24 protein-coding genes are annotated in these 23,567 nt (G+C 66.1%); 8 read left to right on the top strand and 16 right to left on the bottom strand.

Annotated elements, in window-relative coordinates:
• Positions 1-69 precede the first annotated feature (69 nt).
• Genes PRN20_RS09305 through PRN20_RS09295 form a run of 3 tightly spaced genes read right to left on the bottom strand, consistent with a single transcriptional unit; the run spans position 70 to position 4,105 of the window.
• Positions 70-2,046 (bottom strand): acetyl-CoA carboxylase biotin carboxylase subunit, encoded by a 1,977-nt coding sequence (locus PRN20_RS09305; RefSeq protein ID WP_273957038.1) that lies wholly within the window; start codon positions 2,044-2,046, stop codon positions 70-72.
• A 2-nt stretch (positions 2,047-2,048) separates the two neighbouring features.
• Positions 2,049-2,576 carry an O-acetyl-ADP-ribose deacetylase gene (locus tag PRN20_RS09300; RefSeq protein ID WP_273957037.1) on the bottom strand — a complete coding sequence of 176 codons (528 nt, stop codon included), beginning with the start codon at positions 2,574-2,576 and terminating at the stop codon, positions 2,049-2,051.
• Positions 2,573-4,105, bottom strand: a complete 1,533-nt coding sequence (locus PRN20_RS09295; RefSeq protein ID WP_273957036.1) for an acyl-CoA carboxylase subunit beta — start codon at positions 4,103-4,105, stop codon at positions 2,573-2,575. Before PRN20_RS09295 ends, PRN20_RS09300 begins: the two co-directional genes overlap by 4 nt.
• Positions 4,106-4,224: 119 nt before the next feature.
• Between PRN20_RS09295 and PRN20_RS09290 the strand changes: the two genes are divergently transcribed.
• Positions 4,225-5,631 (top strand): helix-turn-helix domain-containing protein, encoded by a 1,407-nt coding sequence (locus PRN20_RS09290; protein ID WP_273957034.1) that lies wholly within the window; start codon positions 4,225-4,227, stop codon positions 5,629-5,631.
• A gap of 184 nt (positions 5,632-5,815) precedes the next feature.
• On the opposite strand, the gene PRN20_RS09285 is transcribed toward PRN20_RS09290, so the two are convergent.
• Complete coding sequence (locus PRN20_RS09285) at positions 5,816-5,965, bottom strand: hypothetical protein (RefSeq protein WP_273957033.1); 150 nt, start codon at positions 5,963-5,965, stop codon at positions 5,816-5,818.
• Between the two features lie 50 nt (positions 5,966-6,015).
• On the opposite strand from PRN20_RS09285, the gene nadC reads away from it, so the two are divergent.
• The 7 genes from nadC (at position 6,016) to PRN20_RS09250 (ending at position 13,765) form a co-directional block, all read left to right on the top strand.
• Positions 6,016-6,882, top strand: coding sequence for a carboxylating nicotinate-nucleotide diphosphorylase (nadC, locus tag PRN20_RS09280; protein ID WP_273957032.1), 867 nt, complete (start codon positions 6,016-6,018; stop codon positions 6,880-6,882).
• Positions 6,879-7,682, top strand: a complete 804-nt coding sequence (gene cysQ, locus PRN20_RS09275) for a 3'(2'),5'-bisphosphate nucleotidase CysQ (protein ID WP_273957031.1) — start codon at positions 6,879-6,881, stop codon at positions 7,680-7,682. The genes nadC and cysQ overlap by 4 nt, the downstream gene beginning before the upstream one ends.
• Positions 7,683-7,872: 190 nt before the next feature.
• A complete protein-coding gene (locus PRN20_RS09270) occupies positions 7,873-8,421 on the top strand; it encodes a PadR family transcriptional regulator (RefSeq protein ID WP_273957030.1) in 549 nt (182 codons plus the stop codon).
• Positions 8,422-8,436: 15 nt separating this feature from the next.
• Positions 8,437-9,660, top strand: a complete 1,224-nt coding sequence (locus tag PRN20_RS09265; RefSeq protein ID WP_273957028.1) for an efflux RND transporter periplasmic adaptor subunit — start codon at positions 8,437-8,439, stop codon at positions 9,658-9,660.
• On the top strand, positions 9,657-13,007 hold the full coding sequence (locus PRN20_RS09260) for an efflux RND transporter permease subunit (RefSeq protein ID WP_273957027.1): 3,351 nt from the start codon (positions 9,657-9,659) through the stop codon (positions 13,005-13,007). The genes PRN20_RS09265 and PRN20_RS09260 overlap by 4 nt, the downstream gene beginning before the upstream one ends.
• A 126-nt stretch (positions 13,008-13,133) precedes the next feature.
• The gene (locus tag PRN20_RS09255) at positions 13,134-13,373 is read left to right on the top strand and encodes a type II toxin-antitoxin system Phd/YefM family antitoxin (protein WP_273957026.1); all 240 of its coding nucleotides are present in this window, start codon (positions 13,134-13,136) and stop codon (positions 13,371-13,373) included.
• A gap of 5 nt (positions 13,374-13,378) precedes the next feature.
• Positions 13,379-13,765: a type II toxin-antitoxin system death-on-curing family toxin gene (locus PRN20_RS09250; RefSeq protein ID WP_273957025.1), complete on the top strand. Its 387-nt coding sequence runs from the start codon at positions 13,379-13,381 to the stop codon at positions 13,763-13,765.
• Between the two features lie 121 nt (positions 13,766-13,886).
• On the opposite strand, the gene PRN20_RS09245 is transcribed toward PRN20_RS09250, so the two are convergent.
• From PRN20_RS09245 to PRN20_RS09190, 12 genes are all read right to left on the bottom strand, one after another.
• Entirely contained in the window at positions 13,887-15,782 is a 1,896-nt protein-coding gene (locus tag PRN20_RS09245; protein WP_273957024.1) for an ABCB family ABC transporter ATP-binding protein/permease, read from the bottom strand.
• On the bottom strand, positions 15,782-16,096 hold the full coding sequence (locus tag PRN20_RS09240; RefSeq protein WP_273957023.1) for an ArsR/SmtB family transcription factor: 315 nt from the start codon (positions 16,094-16,096) through the stop codon (positions 15,782-15,784). Before PRN20_RS09240 ends, PRN20_RS09245 begins: the two co-directional genes overlap by 1 nt.
• Before the next feature lie 112 nt (positions 16,097-16,208).
• Positions 16,209-16,397 (bottom strand): hypothetical protein, encoded by a 189-nt coding sequence (locus PRN20_RS09235; protein ID WP_273957022.1) that lies wholly within the window; start codon positions 16,395-16,397, stop codon positions 16,209-16,211.
• Between the two features lie 59 nt (positions 16,398-16,456).
• Positions 16,457-17,917, bottom strand: coding sequence for a LysM peptidoglycan-binding domain-containing protein (locus PRN20_RS09230; RefSeq protein ID WP_273957021.1), 1,461 nt, complete (start codon positions 17,915-17,917; stop codon positions 16,457-16,459).
• 111 nt (positions 17,918-18,028) lie between these two features.
• Positions 18,029-19,621: a citramalate synthase gene (cimA, locus tag PRN20_RS09225; RefSeq protein ID WP_273957019.1), complete on the bottom strand. Its 1,593-nt coding sequence runs from the start codon at positions 19,619-19,621 to the stop codon at positions 18,029-18,031.
• Between the two features lie 4 nt (positions 19,622-19,625).
• The gene (locus PRN20_RS09220) at positions 19,626-20,108 is read right to left on the bottom strand and encodes a GFA family protein (RefSeq protein WP_273957018.1); all 483 of its coding nucleotides are present in this window, start codon (positions 20,106-20,108) and stop codon (positions 19,626-19,628) included.
• Complete coding sequence (locus PRN20_RS09215; protein ID WP_273957017.1) at positions 20,105-20,602, bottom strand: GFA family protein; 498 nt, start codon at positions 20,600-20,602, stop codon at positions 20,105-20,107. Before PRN20_RS09215 ends, PRN20_RS09220 begins: the two co-directional genes overlap by 4 nt.
• Positions 20,595-21,104: a GFA family protein gene (locus PRN20_RS09210; protein WP_273957016.1), complete on the bottom strand. Its 510-nt coding sequence runs from the start codon at positions 21,102-21,104 to the stop codon at positions 20,595-20,597. The genes PRN20_RS09215 and PRN20_RS09210 overlap by 8 nt, the downstream gene beginning before the upstream one ends.
• The gene (gene pip / locus PRN20_RS09205; RefSeq protein WP_273957015.1) at positions 21,101-22,060 is read right to left on the bottom strand and encodes a prolyl aminopeptidase; all 960 of its coding nucleotides are present in this window, start codon (positions 22,058-22,060) and stop codon (positions 21,101-21,103) included. Before pip ends, PRN20_RS09210 begins: the two co-directional genes overlap by 4 nt.
• Positions 22,057-22,554: a GFA family protein gene (locus tag PRN20_RS09200; protein WP_273957013.1), complete on the bottom strand. Its 498-nt coding sequence runs from the start codon at positions 22,552-22,554 to the stop codon at positions 22,057-22,059. Before PRN20_RS09200 ends, pip begins: the two co-directional genes overlap by 4 nt.
• Positions 22,541-22,924, bottom strand: coding sequence for a VOC family protein (locus PRN20_RS09195; protein ID WP_273957012.1), 384 nt, complete (start codon positions 22,922-22,924; stop codon positions 22,541-22,543). The genes PRN20_RS09200 and PRN20_RS09195 overlap by 14 nt, the downstream gene beginning before the upstream one ends.
• On the bottom strand, positions 22,921-23,313 hold the full coding sequence (locus PRN20_RS09190; protein ID WP_273958050.1) for a VOC family protein: 393 nt from the start codon (positions 23,311-23,313) through the stop codon (positions 22,921-22,923). The genes PRN20_RS09195 and PRN20_RS09190 overlap by 4 nt, the downstream gene beginning before the upstream one ends.
• Positions 23,314-23,567: the final 254 nt, after the last annotated feature.

Here is a 23,567-nt window from a genome sequence, read left to right as displayed (position 1 = left end):
ACCGGCGGGGCACCTCCCCCCTTGTGGGGGAGGATGGGAGGGGGGCGTCTCTCTCGGTCAGCACGATGCTCATACCGCCTCGAACTCCAGGATGACCTCGTCCACCGCCAGCACCGAGCCCGGCTTCACGCGGACCTTGCTGATCTTCGCGCGCTTCTCGGCTTTCAGCACGTTCTCCATCTTCATCGCCTCGACGATGGCGAGGGTTTGGCCGTCTTCGACGATATCGCCTTCCGCAACGTCGATGCGGACGATCTGGCCGGGCATCGGGCAGAGGAGGAACTTGCTCAGGTCGGGCGGAAGCTTGACCGGCATCACCGGCATCAGGTCGGCGACGTGCGGCAGCAGGACCTTGGCGACGAGATCGGCGCCGCGCCAACGCAGGCGGAAGCCGCCGGTGACGCGGTCGAGCTTGACGTGGTGCAGGCGCCCGTCGACGCGGGCGATGCAGAGGCTCATGCCGGGCTTCCAGCCGCTTTCGACCAAGAGCTTCTTGCCGTCGGGCTGGGTGAGCCAGTACTCGATGCCGTCAGCATGGACAGAGAAGTCCCAGCGCTGGTCTCCTATGATGACGGCGCGGGGCTCGGGCGTCATCGGGTAGAGCCGTTTGTCGAGGGCGAAAGCCGAGGTGCAGGCGAGCGCGGCGAGATGCGTGAGAGATTCCGCATCCGGCGCTACGCCGCTGAAGCCATTGGGGAATTCCTCGGCGATGTAGCCGGTGGTGAGGCGGCCGGAACGGAAGCGTTCCTGCCCCATGACGGCGGAGAGGAACGGGATGTTGTTGCCGACGCCTTCGAGCTCGAACTCGTCGAGGGCGACTTCCATGGCGTCGATCGCCTCGGTGCGCGTGGGCGCCCAGGTGCAGAGCTTGGCGATCATCGGGTCGTAATAGGTCGCGATCTCTGACCCTTCCGAGACGCCGGTATCGTTGCGGATGAACGGTGCCTGAACGAGATTCTCGGCCGGCGGGCGGTAGCGGGTGAGCCGGCCGGTGGAGGGCAGGAAGTTGCGGAACGGATCCTCGGCGTAGATGCGGCTCTCGATGGCCCAGCCGTTGATGCCGACATCGGCCTGGGTCAGCGGCAGCTTCTCGCCCGCCGCGGCGAGGAACATCAGTTCGACGAGATCGAGGCCGGTGATCAGTTCGGTGACCGGGTGCTCGACCTGCAGGCGGGTGTTCATCTCGAGGAAGTAGAAGTTGCGGTCCTTGTCGACGATGAACTCGACGGTGCCGGCGGAGGTGTAGCCGACCGCCTTGGCGAGGGCGACGGACTGCTCGCCCATGGCCTTGCGGGTGGCGGCGTCGAGAAATGGCGATGGCGCCTCCTCGATCACCTTCTGGTTGCGGCGCTGGATCGAGCATTCGCGCTCGTTGAGCCAGAGCACGTTGCCGTGCTGGTCGCCGATCAGCTGGATTTCGATGTGGCGCGGCTCGGTGACGAACTTCTCGATGAAGATACGATCGTCGCCGAAGCTGGAGGCGGCTTCGGACTTTGAGCGCTCGAAGCCTTCGCGGGCCTCGGCGTCGGTGTGGGCGATGCGCATGCCCTTGCCACCGCCACCGGCCGAAGCCTTGATCATCACCGGGTAGCCGATCGTGCGCGAGATGGCGACAGCGTGCTCGGCGTCATCGATGAGGCCCATGTGGCCGGGGACGGTGGAGACGCCGGCCGCGGCGGCGAGCTTCTTCGACGTGATCTTGTCGCCCATCGCCTCGATGGCCTTCACCGGCGGGCCGACGAAGATGATGCCTTCCTTCTCCAGTGCAGCCGGGAAGGCGGCGTTCTCGGAGAGGAAGCCGTACCCGGGATGGACGGCCTCGGCGCCCGTGGCTTTGCACGCGGCGACGATCTTTTCGATGCTCAGATAGGAGTCGCGGGCGGCGGAGCCACCGATGTGCACGGCTTCATCGGCGAGCTTCACGTGCACGGCGTCGCGGTCGGCATAGGAGTAGACGGCGATGGTGCGGATGCCCATGCGCTTGGCGGTGCGGATAACCCGGCAGGCGATCTCGCCGCGATTGGCGATGAGGAGGGAGGAGAACATGGTCAAGACCTTGGCTCGGGCGCCAGCGTGCTGAGCTGCGTCCGGTAGTCTGCTGCGGCGGGCTCACCGAAACAGCAGAAGATTACTTCGCGAACCGTGGTGCCGGCGGCCAGAGCGCTGCGAACGGTGCGGACGGCAATGGTGGCGGCGCGGTCGGGTGGGAAATTGTAGCGGCCCGTCGATATGGCCGGAAAGGCAACACTCGTAAGTCCGTTGTCGTTCGCGAGCTCCAGAGAGCGGCGATAGCAGGAGGCGAGAAGATCGGCCTCGCCGGCGCTGCCGCCCTGCCACACGGGGCCCACGGTGTGGATGACGTAGCGCGCCGTCAGCTTGAAGCCTCCAGTGATCTTCGCATCGCCCGTCCTGCAACCATTGAGAGCACGACAGGCGATGGCAAGCTCGGGACCTGCAGCGCGATGGATGGCGCCATCAACGCCGCCACCTCCGAGCAGGGAACTGTTGGCTGCGTTGACGATGGCGTCGACCTGCAGCTTGGTGATGTCACCGACATGCACACTGAGCTGGCTCACAGCGGGATATTCCCGTGTTTCTTCAGCGGGATCACGGCCTTCTTGTTCTTCAGCGTCTCGAACGCCCTCGCCACGCGGCGTCGCGTGCCGTGGGGCATGATGACGTCGTCGATGAAGCCGCGTTCGGCGGCGACGAAGGGGTTGGCGAACCTCGCTTCGTAGTCCGCGGTTCGTTTGGCGATCTTGTCTTTGTCGCCGAGTTCGGAGCGATAGAGGATTTCGGTGGCGCCCTTGGCGCCCATCACCGCGATTTCGGCGGTGGGCCAGGCGTAGTTGACGTCGGCGCGGATGTGCTTGCTCGCCATGACGTCGTAGGCGCCGCCGTAGGCCTTGCGGGTGATGACCGTGACCTTGGGGACGGTGGCTTCGGCGTAGGCGAAGAGGAGTTTGGCGCCGTGCTTGATGATGCCGCCGTATTCCTGGGCCACGCCGGGAAGGAAGCCGGGGACGTCGACGAGGGTCAGGATGGGGATCGAGAAGGCGTCGCAGAAGCGGATGAACCTTGCGGCTTTCTTCGAGGAGTTGATGTCGAGGCAGCCGGCGAGGACGAGCGGCTGGTTGGCGACGACGCCGACGGTGGAGCCGTTCAACCGGATGAAGCCCACGAGGATGTTGCCGGCGTGGTCCTTCTGGATCTCGAGGAAATCGCCTTCGTCTGCGATCTTCAGGATCACCTCGCGCATGTCGTAGGGCTTGTTGGCGCTGTCGGGGATCAGGGTGTCGAGGCTGGACTCGGCGCGGTCGATGGTGTCGTTGACGGCGACGGCGGGCGGCTTGTCGGCGGCGCTCAGCGGCAGGAAATCGAACAGGCGGCGGACTTCGAGCAGGGTCTCGATGTCGTTGTCGAAGGCGGCGTCGGCGACGGAACTGACCTTGGTGTGGGTGGAGGCGCCGCCGAGCTCTTCGTGGGTGACGATCTCGGAGGTGACGGTTTTCACCACGTCCGGGCCGGTCACGTACATGTAGGAGGTGTCCTTCACCATGTAGATGAAGTCGGTCATGGCGGGGGAATAGACGGCGCCGCCGGCGGTGGGACCCATGACCACCGAGATCTGCGGGATGGCGCCGGAGGCCTGGACGTTGCGCCAGAACACTTCGGCATAGCCGCCGAGCGCCGCGACGCCTTCTTGGATGCGGGCGCCGCCCGAGTCGTTGAGGCCGATGACCGGGGCGCCGTTCTGCACGGCGAGATCCATGATCTTGCAGATCTTCTGGGCGTGGGTCTCGCTGAGCGAGCCACCGAACACGGTGAAATCCTGGCTGAAGACGTAGGTGATGCGGCCGTTGATGGTGCCCCAACCGGTGACCACGCCGTCGCCGGGGATGATGTTTTCGTTCATGCCGAAATCCACCGCGCGGTGGGTGACGAACATGTCGTATTCCTCGAACGAGCCGGGATCGAGCAGGACCTCGAGGCGCTCGCGGGCGGTGAGCTTGCCCTTGCCGTGCTGGGCATCGATCCGCTTCTGGCCGCCGCCGAGACGGGCATCGGTGCGCCGCTGATCGAGTGCGGCGATGATCTTCTGCATGGAGTCCTGCCTTCAAGCCTTTGGGGCAACATACATGCTCCGAACACGCGACGAGAGACAGGAATGTGCGGACCTGCTAATTCTGCAAAATTGCAAACTGTGAAATTGCGAACTTGCGAATGGCTGACAGGAAGATCTTCGCCGGGGCCCGGGTGCGGGCGGCCCGCACCAAGGCGGGCCTGACCCAGCGCGAGTTGGCGCGACGGCTCGAAATCTCGGTGTCGTATCTCAACCAGATCGAGAACAACCAGCGGCCGCTGACGGCATCGCTGATGTTGACGCTGGCGGAGAATTTCGGGCTCGACCTCACGGAGCTGACCTCGGAGGGCGCCGACCGGGTGCTGGCGGACCTTCGCGAGGCGATGGCCGACCCACTGTTCGGCGAGGCGGCCCCGGGGCTGATCGAGCTGAAATCGGTGGCGGCGAGTGCACCGGATACGGCGCGGGCAATGCTGCGGCTCTACGAGGCGTATCGGAAAGCCAACGAGCGGCTGATGGGGGCCGATGCGGCGATGGTGGGCGGGCCGGGGCCGCAGACCAGCTACGAAGAGGTGCGCGACTTCTTCCACTACGCCAACAACTACATCGATCCGCTTGATCTGGCGGCCGAGAGCCTTGCGGGGACAATCGGGCTGGCGTTGCATGGGCGGCTCGAGCGGCTGGCGAACTATCTGACGACGCGGCACCGGATTTCGGTGGTGTTCGAGGAGCCGAACTCGCCGGAGCAGTTGCGGCGGTTCGAGCGGGCGAGCCGGACCATCGTGCTCAACGGGCGACTGGCGCCGGCGACGCAGTATTTTCAGCTCGCAGTGCAACTGGCGCTGATCGAGCAGGCCGGGTTGATCGACGAAATCGTCGGCAGGGCGGAGTTCAAGACGCGGCAGGCGGCGGATATCTGCCGGCTGGGGCTCGCCAACTATTTCGCCGGGGCGCTGCAGATGCCGTACGGGGCGTTCCTCGCGGCGGCGGACCGGACCGGGTACGACGTCGAGGAGCTGGCATTCGAGTTCGGGGCTTCGATGGAGCAGGTCGGGCACCGGCTGTCGACGATGCAGCGGCCGAAGGCGCGCGGGGTACCCTTCTTCTTCGCGCGGGTCGATGCGGCGGGGACGATCACCAAGCGGCACTCGGCAACGCCGCTGCAGTTCCCGCGCTTCGGCGGAGCGTGCCCGCTGTGGAACGTGCACCGGGTGTTCGGCGAACATAGCGGGCGGATCGTCAGGCAACTGGCGGAGACGCCGGATGGGAGCCGGTATCTCTGCCTCGCGTGGTCGGAGGAGAAGCACACCGGCGGGTTTCGCGGGCCGGTGCGGCGGTACGCCTATGCGCTGGGGTGCGAGATCACCCATGCGGGAAAGCTGACTTACGCGGCGGACCTGGACCTCGGACGCGGGTTCGAGCCGATCGGGATCAGTTGCCGGATTTGTCCGCGGACCAATTGCATCCAGCGCTCGGTGCCGCCGATGGACGCGCGGCTGGAGATCGATGTCGATCGGCGCGAGGTGGTGCCGTATCGGCTGGGGTAGCGACATCGTGCCCATGACGTCCCCCCCTCTTGGAATTTCTAAGGCTTAGCGAAGGGCTAAGCCCAAGAAATTCCATTCCCCCGCGAGGGGGGAGATGGCGGAGAGCGGCGGGCGCGCGTGGCCGCCCCCTCCACCGGCTTCGCCGGTCCCCCTCCCCCGCCACGCGGGGGAGGATCAAGAGGGATCACTGGTTGCCGACGTAGTCCTTGAGGATTTTCTCGTTCTTGGCCTGCTCGAGCTGGCGGACGGCGTCGCGCTTCATGCGGTCGTCCATGCGGTATTTGACCAGATTCACCAGGCTCGCCATCAGCAGCGGATGGGGCAGCGAGGTCAACCAAAAGCTCGTGTGGACTTCCAACCCCTGCCCGCGTAATCGTCGCCGCCATGACCGACGCGATCGCCCTTCCCGTCCTGCCCCCTGCCCTCATCGAAGATGCGGTGCGCCGTGCCCTCGCCGAGGACCTGGGGCTCGCCGGCGACCTTACCTCGCAGGCGACGATCCCGGTGGGCGCAACGGCGACGGCGACGCTGACGGCGCGGGAGCCGGGTGTGATCGCGGGCTTGCCGCTGGCGCTCGAAGTGTTCCGGCAACTGGGTGGCGAGGTCGATTTCGACCCGCAGGTGGCTGACGGCGCCGAAGTCGACAAGGGCGACATCGTCGCGGTCGTCTCGGGGGACGCACGGCAGCTGCTGGCGGGCGAGAGGACGGTGCTCAACTTCGTCAATCACCTCAGCGGGATTGCGACGCTGACGCATCGGTTCGTCGAGGCGATCGAGGGGACAGCCGCCCGCATCTGCGACACGCGCAAGACCACGCCGGGGCTGCGGGCGTTCGAGAAATACGCCGTGCGCTGCGGCGGTGGTGTGAGCCACCGCTATGCGCTCAGCGACGCGATCCTGATCAAGGACAACCACATCGCGGTGGCCGGCAGCGCCGGGAGGGCCTACCGGGCGGCACGGGCGGCGGCCGGGCATCTCGTCGCGATCGAGATCGAGGTGACGACGCTCAGCCAGCTCGAGGAAGTGCTCGAGGCGGGTGCGACCGTCGTGATGCTCGACAACATGGACAACGAACTCATGAAGGCCGCCGTGCGGCTCAACGACAGGCGGGCGCGGCTCGAGGCTTCGGGCGGGGTGACGCTGGACCGCGTGCGCGGCATTGCGGAGACAGGGGTGGACTTCATCTCGTCGAGCCAGATCACGATGGGCGCCAAGCCGCTGGACCTTGGACTGGACGTCGAAATCAGATGAGCGACTTCATCGACCTGATGAACGAGGCGGCTATCGAAGCGGCCGCGGCGATCCGTGAAGTCTACGAACGCGGCACGGTCGCCATCGAGAAGCCCGATGGGTCGCCCGTCACCGAGGCCGACCAGAGGGCCGAGGCGATCATCCTCGCGTTTCTCGAAGCGTCCGGCCTGCCCGTGCTGGCCGAGGAGAGCGTGGCCGCGGGACGCATCCCCGAACTCGGCGAGCGCTACTTCGTGGTCGACCCGCTCGACGGGACCAAGGAGTTCCTCAGGCGCAACGGCGAGTTCACCGTGAACATTGCCTATTGCGAAGGGGGCCACCCGGTGAGCGGCGTGGTGCTGGCGCCGGCGACTGAGGAGATCTACTGGGGCGGACCGCGCGGGGCGTTCACGGGCAAGGTGATCGACGGGCAGATCGGCGCCATCAGCGCGCTCGCGGTCAGCCGGACCGAGCATCCCCTGCGCATCGTCGCCAGCCGCTCGCATGGGCACGCGGCGCTGGCCGAGCTGTGCGACACGCTCGATGTGGCGGAGGACGTTTCGGTCGGCTCGTCGCTGAAGTTCTGCCTGCTCGCCAAGGGAGAAGCCCAGCTTTACCCGCGGTTTACCCCAACCTCCGAATGGGACACGGCAGCGGGCCAGGCAGTGCTGCAGGCGGCCGGCGGCGTGGTATGGGGCATGGATGGCAAGCCTCTCACCTGCGGCCATCGCGACCGGAGCTTCCTCAATGAGTGGTTCGTCGCGGCAGCAGGCGAGGACCTTGCCCGCCGGGCGCTCGCCGAGATGTTGCGACACGCCTAGCGGATACTGATGGCCCGCCCTTCGCGGGCCGGTTTGCCGCCCGTCGGCCAGTTACCGTTAGGATACAAACGGTTAGCCATTCGCGTTTTGCATGGCAGCCCCAGCGACAACTCTTGTTGTTCTTTCCCACCGCTCCATATATAGGCCCGTCATATGCTGGCCCGTTATATGTCGGACGGATAGGGAACTGATGAACGTCAGGAGTATCTGCCTCGCCATTCTCTATGATGGCGACGCCACCGGATACGAGATCAGGAAGCTCTCCGTGGAAGGGGAGTACTCCTATTTCGTCGACGCCAGCTATGGCGCGATCTATCCGGCGCTGGCCCGGCTGGAGCAGGAAGAGTTCGTCACCTCGCGGGTCGAGCAGCAGGACGGCAAGCCCGCCAAGAAGATCTACTCGATCACCAAGACGGGGCGCGCGACCTTCATCCAATCGCTCTTCGAGAAACTTGGCGAGGACGAGTATCGCAGCGAATTCCTGCTGTTCCTGCGCTTTGCTTCCGAGCTTCCGCAATCCCTGGTCGAGCAGCGCCTAAACGAGCGACTCGCCCAGATCGACTCCGATCTCGCCGACTTCGATCGGATGAAACGAGAACACAACCATCCCGGAGACGCCTGGGTGATCGATTTCGGCCGCACTTGTATGCAAGCGGCCCGTCACTACATCGAGGCGCATGGGGCAGAATTGATCGCGCTTGCACGTCCGGACCGGGACGATGCCGCCGCGGCCGAGTAGAGGGACTTTACTGATATGCGTGCGATCTATTCCTACGGCACTGCCGGAGTCATTCTTGTTGTCGGCGCCCTGTGGCTCGGCAGCGGCACCTTCGTGGCGGGCGGCAACGGTCCGGGCAACGGCGAGAAGCCGATCATTGCCTTCATCGACAAGAACGCCGAGGTGGGCGAAGTCCACCATGAGGGCGAAATCAACCCTCACCTGACGATCGCAGAGCGGGTCGCCGAGGCTTCGGGCGGCGCCGGCGCTCCACTGGTCTCGGTGCGGACCGAGACGTTCAACGTGCAGCCGATGGCGCTGGAAGTGCCGCTGCGCGGCCGGACCAAGGCAAAGAATTCGGCAACGATCACGCCAGAGACGCAGGGCGTCGTAACCGCGGTCAACGCGGTCAAGGGCCAGACGGTCAAGCCGGGCGACGTGCTGTGCACGCTCGATGAGGGCACGCGCGCGGGCGCTGTGGCGCAAGCCGAGTCCGCCCTCGCCCAGGCACAGACCAACTACGACTCCAACAAGGCGCTGCGTGACAAGGGCCTTGCCGCCAACAATACAGGCATCATCGCCGAGGCGGCGCTGCGTCAGGCGCAGACCGCGTTCGACCAGGCCAAGCTCGAGTACGACCGCGCCAAGGTGACAACCAAGGTCGGGGGCGTGGTGCAGGATCCGGTGGCCGTGGTCGGCACCGTGCTGAGCCCGGGCCAGCCGTGCGCCACCGTGGTCGAACTCGACCCGATGCTGTTCGTGGCCAATGTTCCGGAGGCGCAGATCGCCCGCGCGGAACTGGGGCTGCCGGCCAAGGTGACCACCGTCACCGGCCAGACGGTCGAAGGCAAGGTGAGCTACATCGCCTCGCTCGCCGACGAAGCAACCCGCTCGTTCCCCATCGAGATCGAACTGCCCAACAAGGACGGCAAGCTGCTTTCGGGCGTGACGGCCACGGCAACGGTCAGCATGGGCAGCATCCCGGCACACCTGCTGCCGCAGTCGGTGCTGACGCTCAACGACGAGGGCGCGCTCGGCGTGCGTTCGGTGAAGGACGGCTCGGTCGAGTTCCATCCCGTGACGATCATCTCGGACTCCCGGGACGGCGTCTGGGTCGCGGGCCTGCCGCCGGTCGTCGACGTGATCACGATGGGGCAGGAATACGTAGTGCCAGGTCAGAAGGTCAACGCGACCAACGTTACGGGGACGCCGGCTTCGGAAGAGTCCGAGACCGCCGCTGCTGAAGGGGTGCACTCATGATGGATTTCCTCGAACGCGTCCTGCGCATGCCGCGGGTCGTGTTGACGGTGATGGCACTGCTGCTCATCGCCGGCTTCGGCGCGTACGTGTCGTTGCCCAAGGAGAGCTTCCCGGCAATCGACATCCCCTATTTCTACGTGTCGGTCAGCCAGACGGGTGTTTCCCCGCGCGACTCCGAGCGACTGCTCGCCAAGCCGATCGAAGACCGCATCAAGGACATCGACGGCCTCGAGAACTACACCTCGACGGCAACGACGGGCCACGCTTCGGTGTTCCTCGAGTTCAACGTCAACGCCGACAAGGACAAGGCGCTGTCCGATATCCGCGCCAAGCTCGATGGCGTCTCGGCGGAACTGCCGGCCGACGCAGACGAGCCGACGGTGAACGAGATCTCGTTCTCGAGCATGCCGTCGCTGTCCGTCGCCCTCTATGGCGACGTGCCCGAGCGCACGCTGGTCCAGCGCGCCAAGGACCTCAAGGAAGAGCTCGAGGGCATCCCGACCGTCCAGAGCGTGACCATCTCCGGTTCGCGCGACGAGATGCTCGCCGTCGAAATCGACATGAACCGGCTCGAGGCCTACAACCTCACGGCTGCACAGCTCCTCGACGCACTCGCCAAGAACAACATGGTGGTGCCCGGCGGCACGCTCGACACGGGCAAAGGCTCGTTCAACGTCGAAGTGCCCGGCCTCATCACCACGGCACAGGACGTCTACACCCTGCCGATCAAGGCTGACGGCGACAACGTCGTGACCTTCGGCGACGTGGCGACCATTACCCGCACTTTCAAGGACGCCACCGAGTACGCCCATGTGAACGGGCAGCCCGCGATCACGCTCGGCGTGGTCAAGGAGCTCGGCACCAACGTCATCGACGTGTCGGACCGGGTGCGCGAGGTGACGACCGAGGTCACCAAGACCTGGCCTGCCGGTATCCAGCACTCGTTCCTCGTCGACCAGGCGGACTCGACCAAGCACCTGTTCCGCTCGCTCGAAGCCGCCGTGCTTACGGCCGTGGCGCTGGTGATGACCGTCTGCGTGGCCACCCTCGGTGTCCGCCCTGCCCTCATGATCGGCACCTCGATCCCGATCTCGTTCATGATCGCGTTCCTCGTCGTGCAGATGCTCGGCATGACCATCAACATGATGATCATGTTCGGCCTGGTGCTGGCCGTGGGCGTGCTCGTCGACGACCCCATCGTGGTGGTGGAGTACGCAGAACGAAAGCTGCAGGAAGGCGTATCCAAGAAGGAGGCCTTCATCCTCGCGGCGCGCAAGATGTTCGTGCCGGTGGTTTCGGCCACCTTCACGACGCTGGGCGCGTTCGTCCCGCTGCTCTTCTGGCCCGGCATCATCGGCAAGTTCATGAGCTACCTGCCGATCATCGTGATCGTGGTGATGGTCGCTTCGCTCCTCTCGGCGCTGGTGTTCATGCCGGTGATCGGGGCGATCATCGCCTCCAGCCACGTGGACCAGAAGGCCAAGGAAGCGGCCGACGTGGTCATGTATGCCGACAAGTTCGACACCAAGAAGGTGAAGGGCGCGACCGGCGTCTACGTGCGTACGCTCGCCCATCTGATCCGGCACCCGATCGTCACGCTGACGGTGGGTTTCATCATCGTCGCGGGCATGTTCGCCGTCTACATCTCCAACCCCACCGGCGTCGAAGCCTTCCCGGCTTCCGAGGCCGAGTTCGGCACGGTCAACGTGATCGCGCGCGGCAACTACTCGCCGGTCGAGATCCGCGACATGCTGGTCGAGGTGGAGAACGAGATCCTGCAGGTGCAGGGCGTGCAGGACTCCATCATGACCTTCGCCGGTTCGGGCGGAAACATGATGGGCGGCTCCGCGCCTCCGGATACCATCGGGCAGTTCAGCCTGCAGCTGCTGCCGTACAACGAGCGCGTGAAGGCCGAAGAGATCTTCCAGAACATCCGAAACCGGGTGGCGGACATCTCGGGTATCCAGGTGCAGATCGCGGCGCAGGAAAACGGCCCCCCGGCCGGCAAGGCGATCAACCTGAGCGTCGAGAGCACCGCATATGACGATCTCGTGCCGGTGGTTACCAAGCTGCGCGACTACATCGAGAACGATCTTGGCGACACGATCGACATCGAGGACGGCCGCCCCTCCCCCGGTATCGACTGGGAAGTGACGATCGATCGCGAAGCCGCGGCCAAGTATGGCATCGGCGTGCGCGAGCTCAGCCCCTATGTCCAGCTCGTGACGTCGGGCGTGACGCTCGGCTCCTACCGGCCGGACGATGCGGACGACGAGCTCGACATCAAGGTGCGCCTGCCGCTCGGCGAGCGCAGCTTCGACAGCCTCGACTCCCTGCGCATCGTGACCCAGCAGGGCCTCGTGCCGGTGTCCAACTTCATCAAGCGCGAAGCCGTGCCCAAGGTGGCCAACATCACCCGCAAGAACGGCAAGTACCAGATGACGGTGGCTGCCAACCTCGCGCCGGGCGTGCCCGCCGACCAGAAGATCGAGCAGCTCAAGGCCTGGGTCGACCAGCAGGGGTTCCCGTCCACGACCAACGTGGTGTTCGGCGGTGCCGACGAGCAGATCGGCGACACCAATGCGTTCATCGGCCAGGCGCTGATGGCGGCCCTGTTCATCATCTTCCTGGTGCTGCTGCTGGAGTACAACAGCTTCTACCAGGTGATGGTGACGCTCTCGACGGTGATCATGTCGATCGCCGGCGTGGTGCTGGGCATGTCCATTACCGGGATGAGCTTCTCGGCCATCATGACGGGCCTCGGCATCGTGGCGCTCGCGGGTATCGTGGTGAAGAACGGCATCGTGCTGATCGACACCTACAACCACTACAACCGCGGCGACGGCGTCGAGCCGGTGAAGGCCATGCTGATCACGGCCAGCCAGCGCGTGCGGCCGGTGCTGCTCACGGCAACCGTGACCGCACTGGGCGTGATCCCGATGGCGTTGAACCTCGAGTTCGACTTCATCCGCCGCGAGATCGTGTGGGGTGGTATCGCCGGCTCGTGGTTCACCCACCTCAGCGCCGCGCTGGTCTCGGGCCTGTTCGTGTCCACCGCCCTGACGCTGGTGATGGTGCCGGTGATGATCACCGCACCAAGCGTCATCCGGAAGGGCTGGGTGGGCCAGCTGTTCGTCGGCATCTTCGGCGCCATCGGCTCCGCAATCGCCTGGCCGTTCCGCGCCATCTTCGGCGGCCGCAAGACAGCGGTCACGCCGGAGGGCCAGACGGTCGAGATTCCGGCCGACATCGACAGCTCCAAGCGCTTCATCAAGACCGAGGGTTCGGGCCTGGTGGAGAAGGAACAGGACGGGGTCACGGTGGTGAGCCGGCAAGCGGCGGAATAGCCGTTTCGCAGATACGAAATCGGGAGGCCCGGATGGCGACATCCGGGCCTTTTTGTGTTGGCCAGTTTAGCTATTGTAGCCATGACGGGGATTAGCTATCTTAGCTGATGTAGCTAGGAGACTGCCATGGCTGAGATGACTGCGACTGAGGCGAAGAACAAGTTCGGGCAGGTACTGGAGATGGCACAGGCCGAGCCCGTGGCGATCCAGAAGAATGGCCGCGACGTCGCCTACGTCGTGTCGGCCGAGCAGTACAGTGCGCTTGTCGAGCGGGCTGCCGCACCCAGGGTGAGGCCTGCGATCGAGCGGCTGATGGCACGCAGTGTCGAGCGTCGTCGCTCCCTGTATGAAGCGCTCGCCAAATAGCAGCAGTGGCGATCTACATCACACTGGATGAGGCACTCCGCATCCACGAAATCCTGATCAGGGAGTTCGGAGGCGCGCCGGGCGTTCGCGATCCGGGCCTCATCGAATCCGTGCTGCTGCGGCCGCAAACCGGCTACTATGCGGACCTGATTGAAGAGGCCGCGGCGCTTTGGGAGAGTCTGGCCATGAACCACGGGTTCGTGGATGGCAACAAGCGCGTGGCCTACGCCTGCCTCGAAATGTTTCTGCAGTTGAACGGAGCCGACATAGCGGCTTCGAACGACGACGTTCAAACGTTCATCTACGCCCACCTTGAGGCGCGGACATTCCGCAAGGACGTGCTCGAGGAATGGCTGAACCGGAACACGGTACCGTTCGATCCGGACCTCTAGGGATCCGGGTCCTACGGCCCGATCACGCTGAGAAACTGTGCACGCGCCACATGTCGCCCTCGAACTTGTTTGCGCCGAGGGCGGCGGAGAAGGCCCGGAGCGCCCTGCCCCAGAAGGCCGTCTACTCCGCTGCCGGCAGGCCGCGCTTGACGAAGCCTTCGGGGTCGTTGGCAACCTTGCGGGCCATTTCCTCGACCTCGCTCGCCTCGCGCTGGCGGTTCCACATCTGGGCGTAGAGCCCCTGCCTCGCCAGCAGACCCGAATGGGTGCCGCGTTCGGCGATCTGGCCGTCGCGGAGGACGATGATCTCGTCGGCGTTGACCACGGTCGAGAGGCGGTGGGCGATGACCAGCGTGGTGCGGTTGGCCGACACCACGTCGAGGGCGGACTTGATGTCCTCCTCGGTCTTCGAATCCAGTGCCGAGGTCGCCTCGTCGAGGATGAGGATGGCCGGGCTCTTGAGGATGGTGCGGGCGATGGCGACGCGCTGCTTCTCGCCGCCCGAGAGCTTCAGGCCGCGCTCGCCGACCGGGGTGTCGTAGCCCTTGGGCAGGCTCTCGATGAACTTGCCGATCTGGGCCCGTTCGGCGGCCTCACGCACTTCTTCGTCCGAGGCGTCGGGGCGGCCGTAGCGGATGTTGTAGGCGATGGTGTCGTTGAACAGCACCGTATCCTGGGGGACCATGCCGATCTCGGCGCGCAGGCTCTCCTGCGTGACATCGCGCAGGTCCTGCCCGTCGATGGTAATGCGGCCCTCGATCACATCGTAGAAGCGGTAGAGCAGCCGCGAGATCGTCGACTTGCCGGCCCCGGAGGGACCGACGACGGCGATCGTCTTGCCGGCAGGGACTTCGAAGCTCACGCCCTTGAGGATGGGCCGATCGGGGTCGTAGTGGAACTTCACGTCCTCGAAGCGGATCACCGGGCCGGTGATCTGGAGCGGCTTGGCGCCGGGCTTGTCCTCGATCTCGGGGGCGCGGTCGAGCAGCTTGAACATCTCCTCGATGTCGGTCAGGCCCTGGCGGATTTCGCGATAGACGAAGCCGATCATGTTGAGGGGGCGGTAGATCTGCATCAGGAAGGTGTTGAGCAGGACGAAATCGCCCAGCGTCAGCGTCCGGTTCATGACCCCGAGCACGGCCATCACCCCGATCACCACGGTACCGGTGTAGAAGATCGCTGCCTGACCAAAGTTGAGGTAGCCAAGCGAAGTCCAGATGCGGACGGCAGAGCGCTCGTAGCGGGCCATCGAGGCATCGAAGCGCTGGGCTTCCATCTTCTCGTTGGCAAAGTACTTCACCGTCTCGAAGTTGAGCAGGCTGTCGATCGCCTTGCCGTTGGCGTCGGTGTCGCTTTCGTTCATGTCGCGACGGATCGAGATGCGCCAGTTCGAGGCCTTGATGGTGAACCACAGGTAGAGCCACACGGTGGCGATCAGCACCGTCAGGTAGCTGACGCCGAACATCACCACGAAGATGACGCCGGTGATGATGAACTCGACCAGTGTCGGCGCGGTGTTGAGCACCGTGAAGCGCACGATGGTCTCGATGCCCTTGGTGCCGCGCTCGATCACCCGGCTGAGGCCGCCGGTGCGACGGGAAAGGTGGTAGCGCAGCGACAGCCTATGCAGGTGCTCGAAAGTCTGCAGGGCGAGCTTGCGCACCGCGTGCTGGCCGACAGATGCGAACAGCACGTCGCGAAGCTGCTGGAAGCCGGCATCGATGACGTTGCCGACGCCATAGGCGATGACCAGCACCACCGGTACGGCAATGCCCATGATCAGCGCCGCATCGGGCGTGGATCCGTCGAGAGTGTCGATGATGCCCTTGTAGAGGAACGGCACCAGCGTGCTCGCGACCTTGGACACGAGCAGCGCGCCAATGGCGAGCACCACGCGCAATTTCAGGTCGGGGCGACCCTCGGGCCACATGTAGCCCCAGAGATTACGGACAGTAGATAGGAGGCCGCCCTCCTCCGCGTTCACGGTGGGACGCTTTGCCTCTTCGGCGACAGACATCAGGCTAGCTCTTTAACCGGGGACTCGGTGGTAGTTAGGCCGTTGAACAGTCCCGACCAGGCGGACCCGAACTCGGCGAGGCGATCGGCGCGCAGCTTGTAGCAGTTGCGGGTGCCCTTGGCGTGACGTTCCACCAGGCCGGCGTCCAGCAGCACCTTGATGTGCTGGCTCACGGTGGACTGGGCCAGCGGCAGGGACTGGGTCACGTCCATGCAGCAGCAGTCGGTTTTCTGCTCGGCGAGGATGCGCATGATGCTGAGGCGCACGGGGTGGCCGAGCGCGCGCATCACATTGGCAAGATCGTCGTCGAGCATCTGGTTCATCGGCATTCAGCGATAAAAGATCGACGCGACCAAGGCAAGGTGAAACCGCCTGCCTGAAGAGGCAGTTGAACTGGATTTGCGCCAGCACGGTGTCAGAGAAAAGTCAGTCGAGAGGCCTCCTCTCGCGTGGTGCCGGATGCGGACTGGGCTGCAGCAGCGGATCGGTTGCGACGGGCATGCCCGGGAGCGGGCCTTCGGGGAAGTCGCGCACCGGCGCATCGGTCTCGGGGACCTCGGCGGGGATCACGTCGTCGGGCTTGCGCGGAGGCAGCGGAAAGCGCGTGGCGGGCATGGTTTGTCTCCGGTCCTGTTACGTGGGATCAACGAGGGTAGCCGCCCTGTCGTTCCTCCTCAGTCCGTGACGATGGGCAGAACCAGCACCTGGCCGGGATAGATGCGGGAGGCGCTGCGCAGGATTTCGCGGTTTGCGTTGAAGATCGTGCGGTAGTGCTTGCCCGCCCCGTAGTAGCGGTGTCCGAGGCTCCACAGGGTGTCGCCGCGCCGGACGATGGCCTTGCCGCCGGAGAAGCGACTGTAGACGGGATCGCCAGAGGGGAAGAGCTGGATCACAGCCACCGGCTTCCCAGGCGGCTTCGGCGCGGGGAGGTGGAACACGGCGCGGATCGCCGGACCATCGGGGGGCGGCGGGGTAACGGGAACCGGTTGGGCGTCCGGCAGCATTGCCGGCGAGGAGGCCGGCTCAGGCACATCCGACAACGAGGCATATTGCCCCACGGCCTCGGACGGCGTGGGGGTGCGGTTGTCGACGCCCGGTGAAGGCGGCCTCGCGGGAGCCTCGGTGGCCGGAGTGGGATCGGGGGTGGGATCGGCGGTCGGCGCGGGGGCAGGCTCATCGGCCGACGGAGCCGACGACGGCCCCTCGGAGTTATCGGGCTCCGGCTCGGCAAGCGTGGGCGGAGCCTCATCGGTCGGGTCGATGAGATCGTCCTCGGACGGCGGCGCGACGTTGGGCGTGACCACCGGAGGGGCGGGCTGCTCGGGCCCGGACGGCTGGTCCGGGGCGGGAGGCTGCTGCGTGGCAGGGGGCGCATCGGGCAGCTGGATCTCGACCGTGATGGCGGCTTCACCGAGGCGCTTGCCGGTCTCGGGCTCGATGGCCTCGATCTTCAGCTCGCGGTGCGGCTGGGTGAGGATCGGCCCGGTCTGGACGAGCCAGCGCCCGTTCTCGACCTGGCTCTCCCCGAGCAGCTTGCCATCAGCGAAGAGCCTGACCAGCGAGCCGGCCGGAGCGGAGCCCGAGATGATGCTCGAGTCCGCGTCGAGCTCGATGGCGTCGATGGTGGGGGCGAGGGCAATGGGCGCGGCGACCGGCCTGGGGGGCTCGGGTCGCACCGGTTCGGCATAGGCCGTTTCGAGTTCCGCCGTCGGCTCGGGCGAAGGCGGCGCGTCGGGAACCGTAGGCAAGACGGCGGGCGCGGCGTCCGGCACATTAGCGAGCGGGGGGACCGCAGCCTGGTGCAGGCGCGGCTCAGGAGCGGACGGGTCCTCGCGGGCCGGCGTCAGTATCCCGGTTTCGGGTGGCTCGGCTTCGACTTCGGCGAGCATGGGAGGCGTGGCCGGCTGCGGCCCTAACGCCGGGGGAACAGGCGCCTCGGCGGCACGCAGCGACGGCTCGACGGGCCGCGGAGGCGGTGTCTCGCGGCCCGGCAGGTCGAAGCGTTCGTTGGCGAGATCACGGATGCAGTTGATGAAGTCACGCCCCGCGGGCGCGCATGCGTTGACCACGGGCAGGCCGACGATGCCAAGGGTAAACGCCACCGTCACCCCGGCGGCGCCGAGGGCTATGGACAAAGCGCGGCGATCGTCAGTCCGGCTCAGCGGGGACTCTCCGGGTGTTACTCCGGCAGCCCGCCCCGCACCTTCTGCAGCGGGGAGCCCTCCTCCCCGCTCCAAGCCGGCGTCTCAGGCTGCCTCGGACTTCATAAGCTTATAGGTTATCGACTCGTAAAGCGCCTCAAATGAGGCATCGATGATGTTGGGGCTGACGCCGATCGTGTACCAGCGCTCGCCCGTGCCATCGCGGCTCTCGACCAGCACACGGGTGACCGCGCCCGTGCCGCCGTCGAGGATACGCACCTTGAAGTCGACCAGCTCGAGATCGGCGATCATGTCGGAGTAGACGCCGAGGTCCTTGCGCATGGCGAGGTCGAGCGCGTTGACCGGGCCGTTGCCTTCGGCCACCGACATCAGACGATCCTCGCCGATGCGGATCTTCACCACCGCCTCGGTGACGGTGATCTGTTCGCCCCTGGCGTTGTGGCGCCGCTCGACGCTGGTGCGGTAGCTCTCCACATCGAAGAATTCGGGAAGCGTGCCGAGGACACCGCGGGCCAGCACCACGAAGGACGCGTCGGCGCCATCATAGGAATAGCCCTGTGCCTCGCGTTCCTTGACTATACGCAGGAGCCCCTCGAGGCGCGGGTCGTCCTTGCTGATCTCGATGCCGTGGCGCTTGAGGGCGGCGAGCAGGTTGGACTTGCCGGCCTGCTGGCTGACCATGATGTTGCGCTCGTTGCCGACGCTCTCGGGTGGGACGTGCTCGTAGCTCGAGACGTCCTTGGCGAGAGCCGAGGCATGGATGCCGGCCTTCGTCGCGAACGCGGCGGTGCCGACATAGGGCGACTGCCGGGCCGGGGCGCGGTTCAGCACCTCGTCGAAGGCGCGCGAGATCGAGGTGAGATCGCCGAGCTGCTCGGCGCTGATGCCGGTTTCGAAGCGGTCGGCGAAGCCGGGCTTGAACGCCAGGGTCGGGATGATGGTCACGAGGTTGGCGTTGCCGCAGCGCTCGCCGATGCCGTTGAGCGTGCCCTGGATCTGGCGGACGCCGGCGGAGACGGCGGCGAGCGTGTTGGCCACGGCCTGGCCGGTGTCATCATGGGCATGGATGCCAAGGTGATCGCCGGGAGCCACGGTCAGCACGTCGGCGACGATGTCGGCAACCTCGGACGGCATGGTGCCACCATTGGTGTCGCACAGCACCACCCAGCGGGCGCCGGCATCGAGAGCCGTCTTCACGAAGCTCAGAGCGTAGGCGCGGTTGGCCTTGTAGCCATCGAAGAAGTGCTCGCAATCGACCAGCACCTCCTTGCCTGCCTCGACGCCGGCTTCGACCGTTTCGCGCAGGTTTTCGAGGTTCTGCTCGGGCGTGATCTCGAGCGCGGTCTTGACCTGGTGATCCCAGGCCTTGCCGACGAAGCAGGCGGCATCGGCTGCCGAGTTGATGATGGCCTGGACGCCGGGGTCGTTGCCCACCGAGCGCCCTGCCCGCTTGGTCATGCCGAAGGCGGTGAAGGTCGCGTCGCGCGTGCGGGACTCGGTGAAGAACTGGTCGTCGATGACGTTGGCGCCGGGGTAGCCGCCTTCGATGTAGTCGACGCCCAGCCGTTCGAGCAGCGCTGTGACGGAGATCTTGTCCTCGAGGGAGAACTCGACGCCGGCCGTCTGTGCGCCGTCACGCAACGTGGTGTCGAAGATGTAGAGTCGTTCCTTGGTCATGCTGTTACTCGGGCGGCCAGTGGGCCGTATCGTGATCGGGGTGCTGGCGGTTGGTCCGCCGGATGTGATCGGAATGGCCGGGCGACCGGCCGGTGCCGCTGGCGGTCGCCAAATGCGCGACCGCCGCAGCCGCCCAGCTAATTCGGCCTTCCTCCCCGTAGAAGCGGATCGGTGGGACCCGCTCGGGCTCGTCGAGCGAGCCGATGGTCACCGCGATCCAGCCGCCACCCGTGCCGCGCCAGGCGAGCGGGGTGCCGCACTGGCTGCAGAACATGCGCTCGCCCTCGTCGGAGGTGCGGAACACCGAGAACTCGCCCCGCGTCAGCTCGAAATGCTCCGGCTCGACGCCGGCAAAGGTGCCGAAGACATTGCCCATGGCCTTCTGGCACATGCGGCAATGGCAGACGCTGGGGCGCTCGGGCTGCTTCAGCAGCGCGTAGCGTACGGCGCCGCACTGGCACCCGCCGGTAAGCCGGACGGCAGTCATGCGGCACCTTGTGGGACGGACCAGCTTTCCGTGTCGTGGTCGGGATGCTGGCGGTTGGAGGAACGGATGCGTTCGAGCCGGCCCTCGGGGTCAACCGAATAGGTGGGGGTGTCGCCGGGCAGTTCGCCGATATGGGCGTACCAGCCAACGCGGCTCTCGTTGCCGTACTGGACAACGGGCGGGACCCGGTCGGGCTCGTCGAAGGCGCCCGAGAGGAGACCGATGTCGGGGGCCCAGGGGTAGTCGAAGATCAGCGGTGTGCCGCAGTTCTTACAGAAGCCACGATTGGCGAGCTCGGAGCTCTTGAACCAGCTGATCTCGCCGCGCGTGACGTGGAAATGCGTCTTCTGCACCGGGCAGATGACGGCGAAGGGGCCGCCAACCGCCTTCTGGCACATGCGGCAGTGGCAGACATGGACGTTCTCGGGCTGCTGGTCGACGCGGAAGCGGACCGCACCGCACTGGCAGCCGCCGCTGAGGTGGACTTCAGACATGCGTGCCTCGCGGGACCCAGCCGGTGGTGTCGTGGTCAGGGTGCTGGTTGTTGGTGGCGCGGATGCCGGGGACCTGGTCGGCATCCTCTTCCTCGGTGGTGCCGAGCAGTTCGGCGCCCTCGATGTCGATGATCGAGGGGTGCCGGCTCTCCTTGCCGAGCTGGTAGAGGATGGGGATCAGGTGCGGGGTGTCGAAGGCGCCGATGGCGAGGGACACCCGTTCGCCCTCGAGATACTCCCAGAAGAGCGGCGTGCCGCAATCCTTGCAGAAGCCGCGGTTGACGTGCTCCGAGCTGTGGAACACCGAGGGGGTGCCGCGCGTCCAGCTCAGGTGCTCGCGCCTGACGGCGACCAGCGGCGCAAACAGGCTGCCGAAGGCCTTCTGGCACATGCGGCAGTAGCAGACGTGCGGATTGTCGTGGAGCTGGGTTGCATGGAAGCGCACGGAGCCGCACTGGCAGCCACCCGAGTACTCGTGGAAGCGATAGCTGTCGTCGGTCACATTCCCCCTCCCGCGAAACGGTCGGTCGCCTCGATGAGATGATGCAGGATGCCGGGCTGGCTCATGGCGTGCCCGTCGCCTTCGGCCATGACGAACTCGGCCTCGGGCCAGGCCCGGTGCAGGTCCCACGCCGTCTGGGGCGGGCAGGCTACATCGTAGCGGCCCTGCACGATGATGCCCGGAATGTCGCGCAGCCTCGAGGCATCACGGATCAACTGGCCCTCGTCCATCCAGCCGGCGTGGACGAAATAGTGGTTCTCGATGCGGGCGAAGGCGAGCGCGTACTCGTCGCCGTAGAAGGCGTCGCTCACCGCGGGATCCGGGAGGAGCGTGATCGTCTCGCCCTCCCAGCGCGCCCACTCACGGGCGGCGCCGAGCCGGATCTCACGATCCGCGCTGGTGAGGCGCTTGCGATAGGCGGCGATCATGTCGTCCCGCTCCTCGGGCGGGATGGGGGCGATGAAGCGCTCCCATTTGTCCGGGAACAGCAGCGAGGCGCCGTGCTGGTAGTACCAGAGCAGCTCCCAGCGCCTCAGCGTGAAGATGCCGCGCAGGACGAGCTCGGTGACGCGCTCGGGGTGCTTCTGCGCATAGGCGAGCGCCAGCGCCGAGCCCCAGGAGCCGCCGAAGACCAGCCACTGGTCCACGCCGGCCATCTCGCGCAGGCGCTCGATATCGGCGACGAGGTCCCAGGTGGTGTTGTGCTCGAGCTCGGCGAAGGGCCGGGACTTGCCGCAGCCGCGCTGGTCGAACAGCAGCACGTCGTAGCGGGCCGGATCGAAGACGCGGCGCTGGTTGGGGCTGAGGCCGCCGCCGGGACCGCCGTGCAGGAACACTGCCGGCTTCGCACCGGGCGTGCCGACGCGCTCCCAGTAGATCTGGTGGCCGTTGCCGACATCGAGATGGCCGGAGGCGTAGGGCTCGATCTCGGGGTAGTAGGTGCGCAGCGCGTTCACGCGGGGAAACCTTGTTTCGGCGGCCACTCGGCCGTGTCGTGGTCGGGGTGCTGATGCGAGACGAGGCTCGCCATGAACTCGTGCCAGCCGGCAGAATACTCGGTCCGGACGGGTAGCGCTGCCAGCCCATCGAAGAAAGGCAGCTTGTTGGTCATGTTGACCTGGATGACGGGCGCCGCGACGGTGGGATCGTCGAAGGCGCCGATGGCGATCTCGACCTGCTGGTCGGCCGGCCGATCGCTCTCCTCATAGGTCAGCGGCGTGCCGCATTCGGGGCAGAAGCCGCGCCTGATCTTGTCGGAACTGGCGAAGTATTTCGGCTCGCCGCGCGTCCAGACGACGTCGAAACTGGTGATCAGCGGGCCGAAGAAGCCACCGAAGGCCTTCTGGCACATGCGGCAATGACAGATCGAACCGCGGCCGAGACGGCCGACGGCGAAGCGCACGGCGCCGCATTGGCAGCCACCGGTATAGGGCGCCTCACTCGGGGGCATGACACACGGCTTCGATGTTGTGCCCGTCCGGATCGTAGACGAACGCGGCATAGTAGGTGGCATGGTAATGCGGGCGGAGGCCCGGAGGGCCGTTGTCCCTGCCGCCAGCGGCGATCGCGGCGGCATAGAAGGCATCCACGTCGGCGCGCTTGTCGGCGGTGAAGGCGATATGGACGCGGCCACCGGAGAGCTTGCCGCCGTCGCCGATCCAGAGGAACGGCGAGTCCGAACCGATGCCGGCGACATTGCCCTCCTCGCCCTCGAACTTCATGTGCGTCTTCATGCCGAGCGGCGCGAGAGCGGCCTCATAGAAGGCAAGCGACCTGGCGTAGTCCTCGGTCGAGATGGCGACGTGATCGAGCCTGCTCATGGTTTTCCTCCAGCCGGGCCGACATAGACGGCCTCGATATTGTTCCCATCGGGGTCAAGGACAAAGGCGGCGTAGTAGTCAGGGTGGTAGTGCGGCCTGAGGCCCGGGGGGCCGTTGTCGCGGCCGCCGGCGGCCAGCGCCACCGTATAGAAGGCCTCGACCGCCGATCGGCTGGGCGCCTTGAAGGCGACATGGGTGTCGCCGGCGCGCAGCATCTTGCCCGTCCCCAGCCAGAAGGTCGGCCCGCGGTCATTGCCGTAGCCCGCCGAAGTCACGCCCTCGTACTCGAACTCGGCCAGCAGCTTGATGCCGAGTGCGCCGAGGGACGCTGTGTAGAAGTCGCGCGAGCGGATGAAGTCCGAGACCTTGATGCCGACGTGGTCGAGGATGACGGTCATGGGCGGGACTCCTGCAGGGCGAGCCAGATGGCTTCCATCACGCCGTCGCGGTTGGTGTGGAGTTCGTTGTTCCAGAACCCATCATCCGCCCTTCGGGCACCTTCTCCCACAAGGGGAGAAGGCGACCCCGCGACATCGGTGGGGCGCACTGCCTTCTCCCCTTGTGGGAGAAGGTGGCGCGCAGCGCCGGATGAGGGGTCCGCAGCCGAAGGCTGTGCGACCAGAGCGACAGCGATGGGCGACTG

Origin of the sequence: Devosia sp. ZB163, assembly GCF_028613635.1 — a bacterium.
GTDB lineage: Bacteria > Pseudomonadota > Alphaproteobacteria > Rhizobiales > Devosiaceae > Devosia_A.
This window is presented reverse-complemented; position numbering and strand designations above follow the sequence as displayed.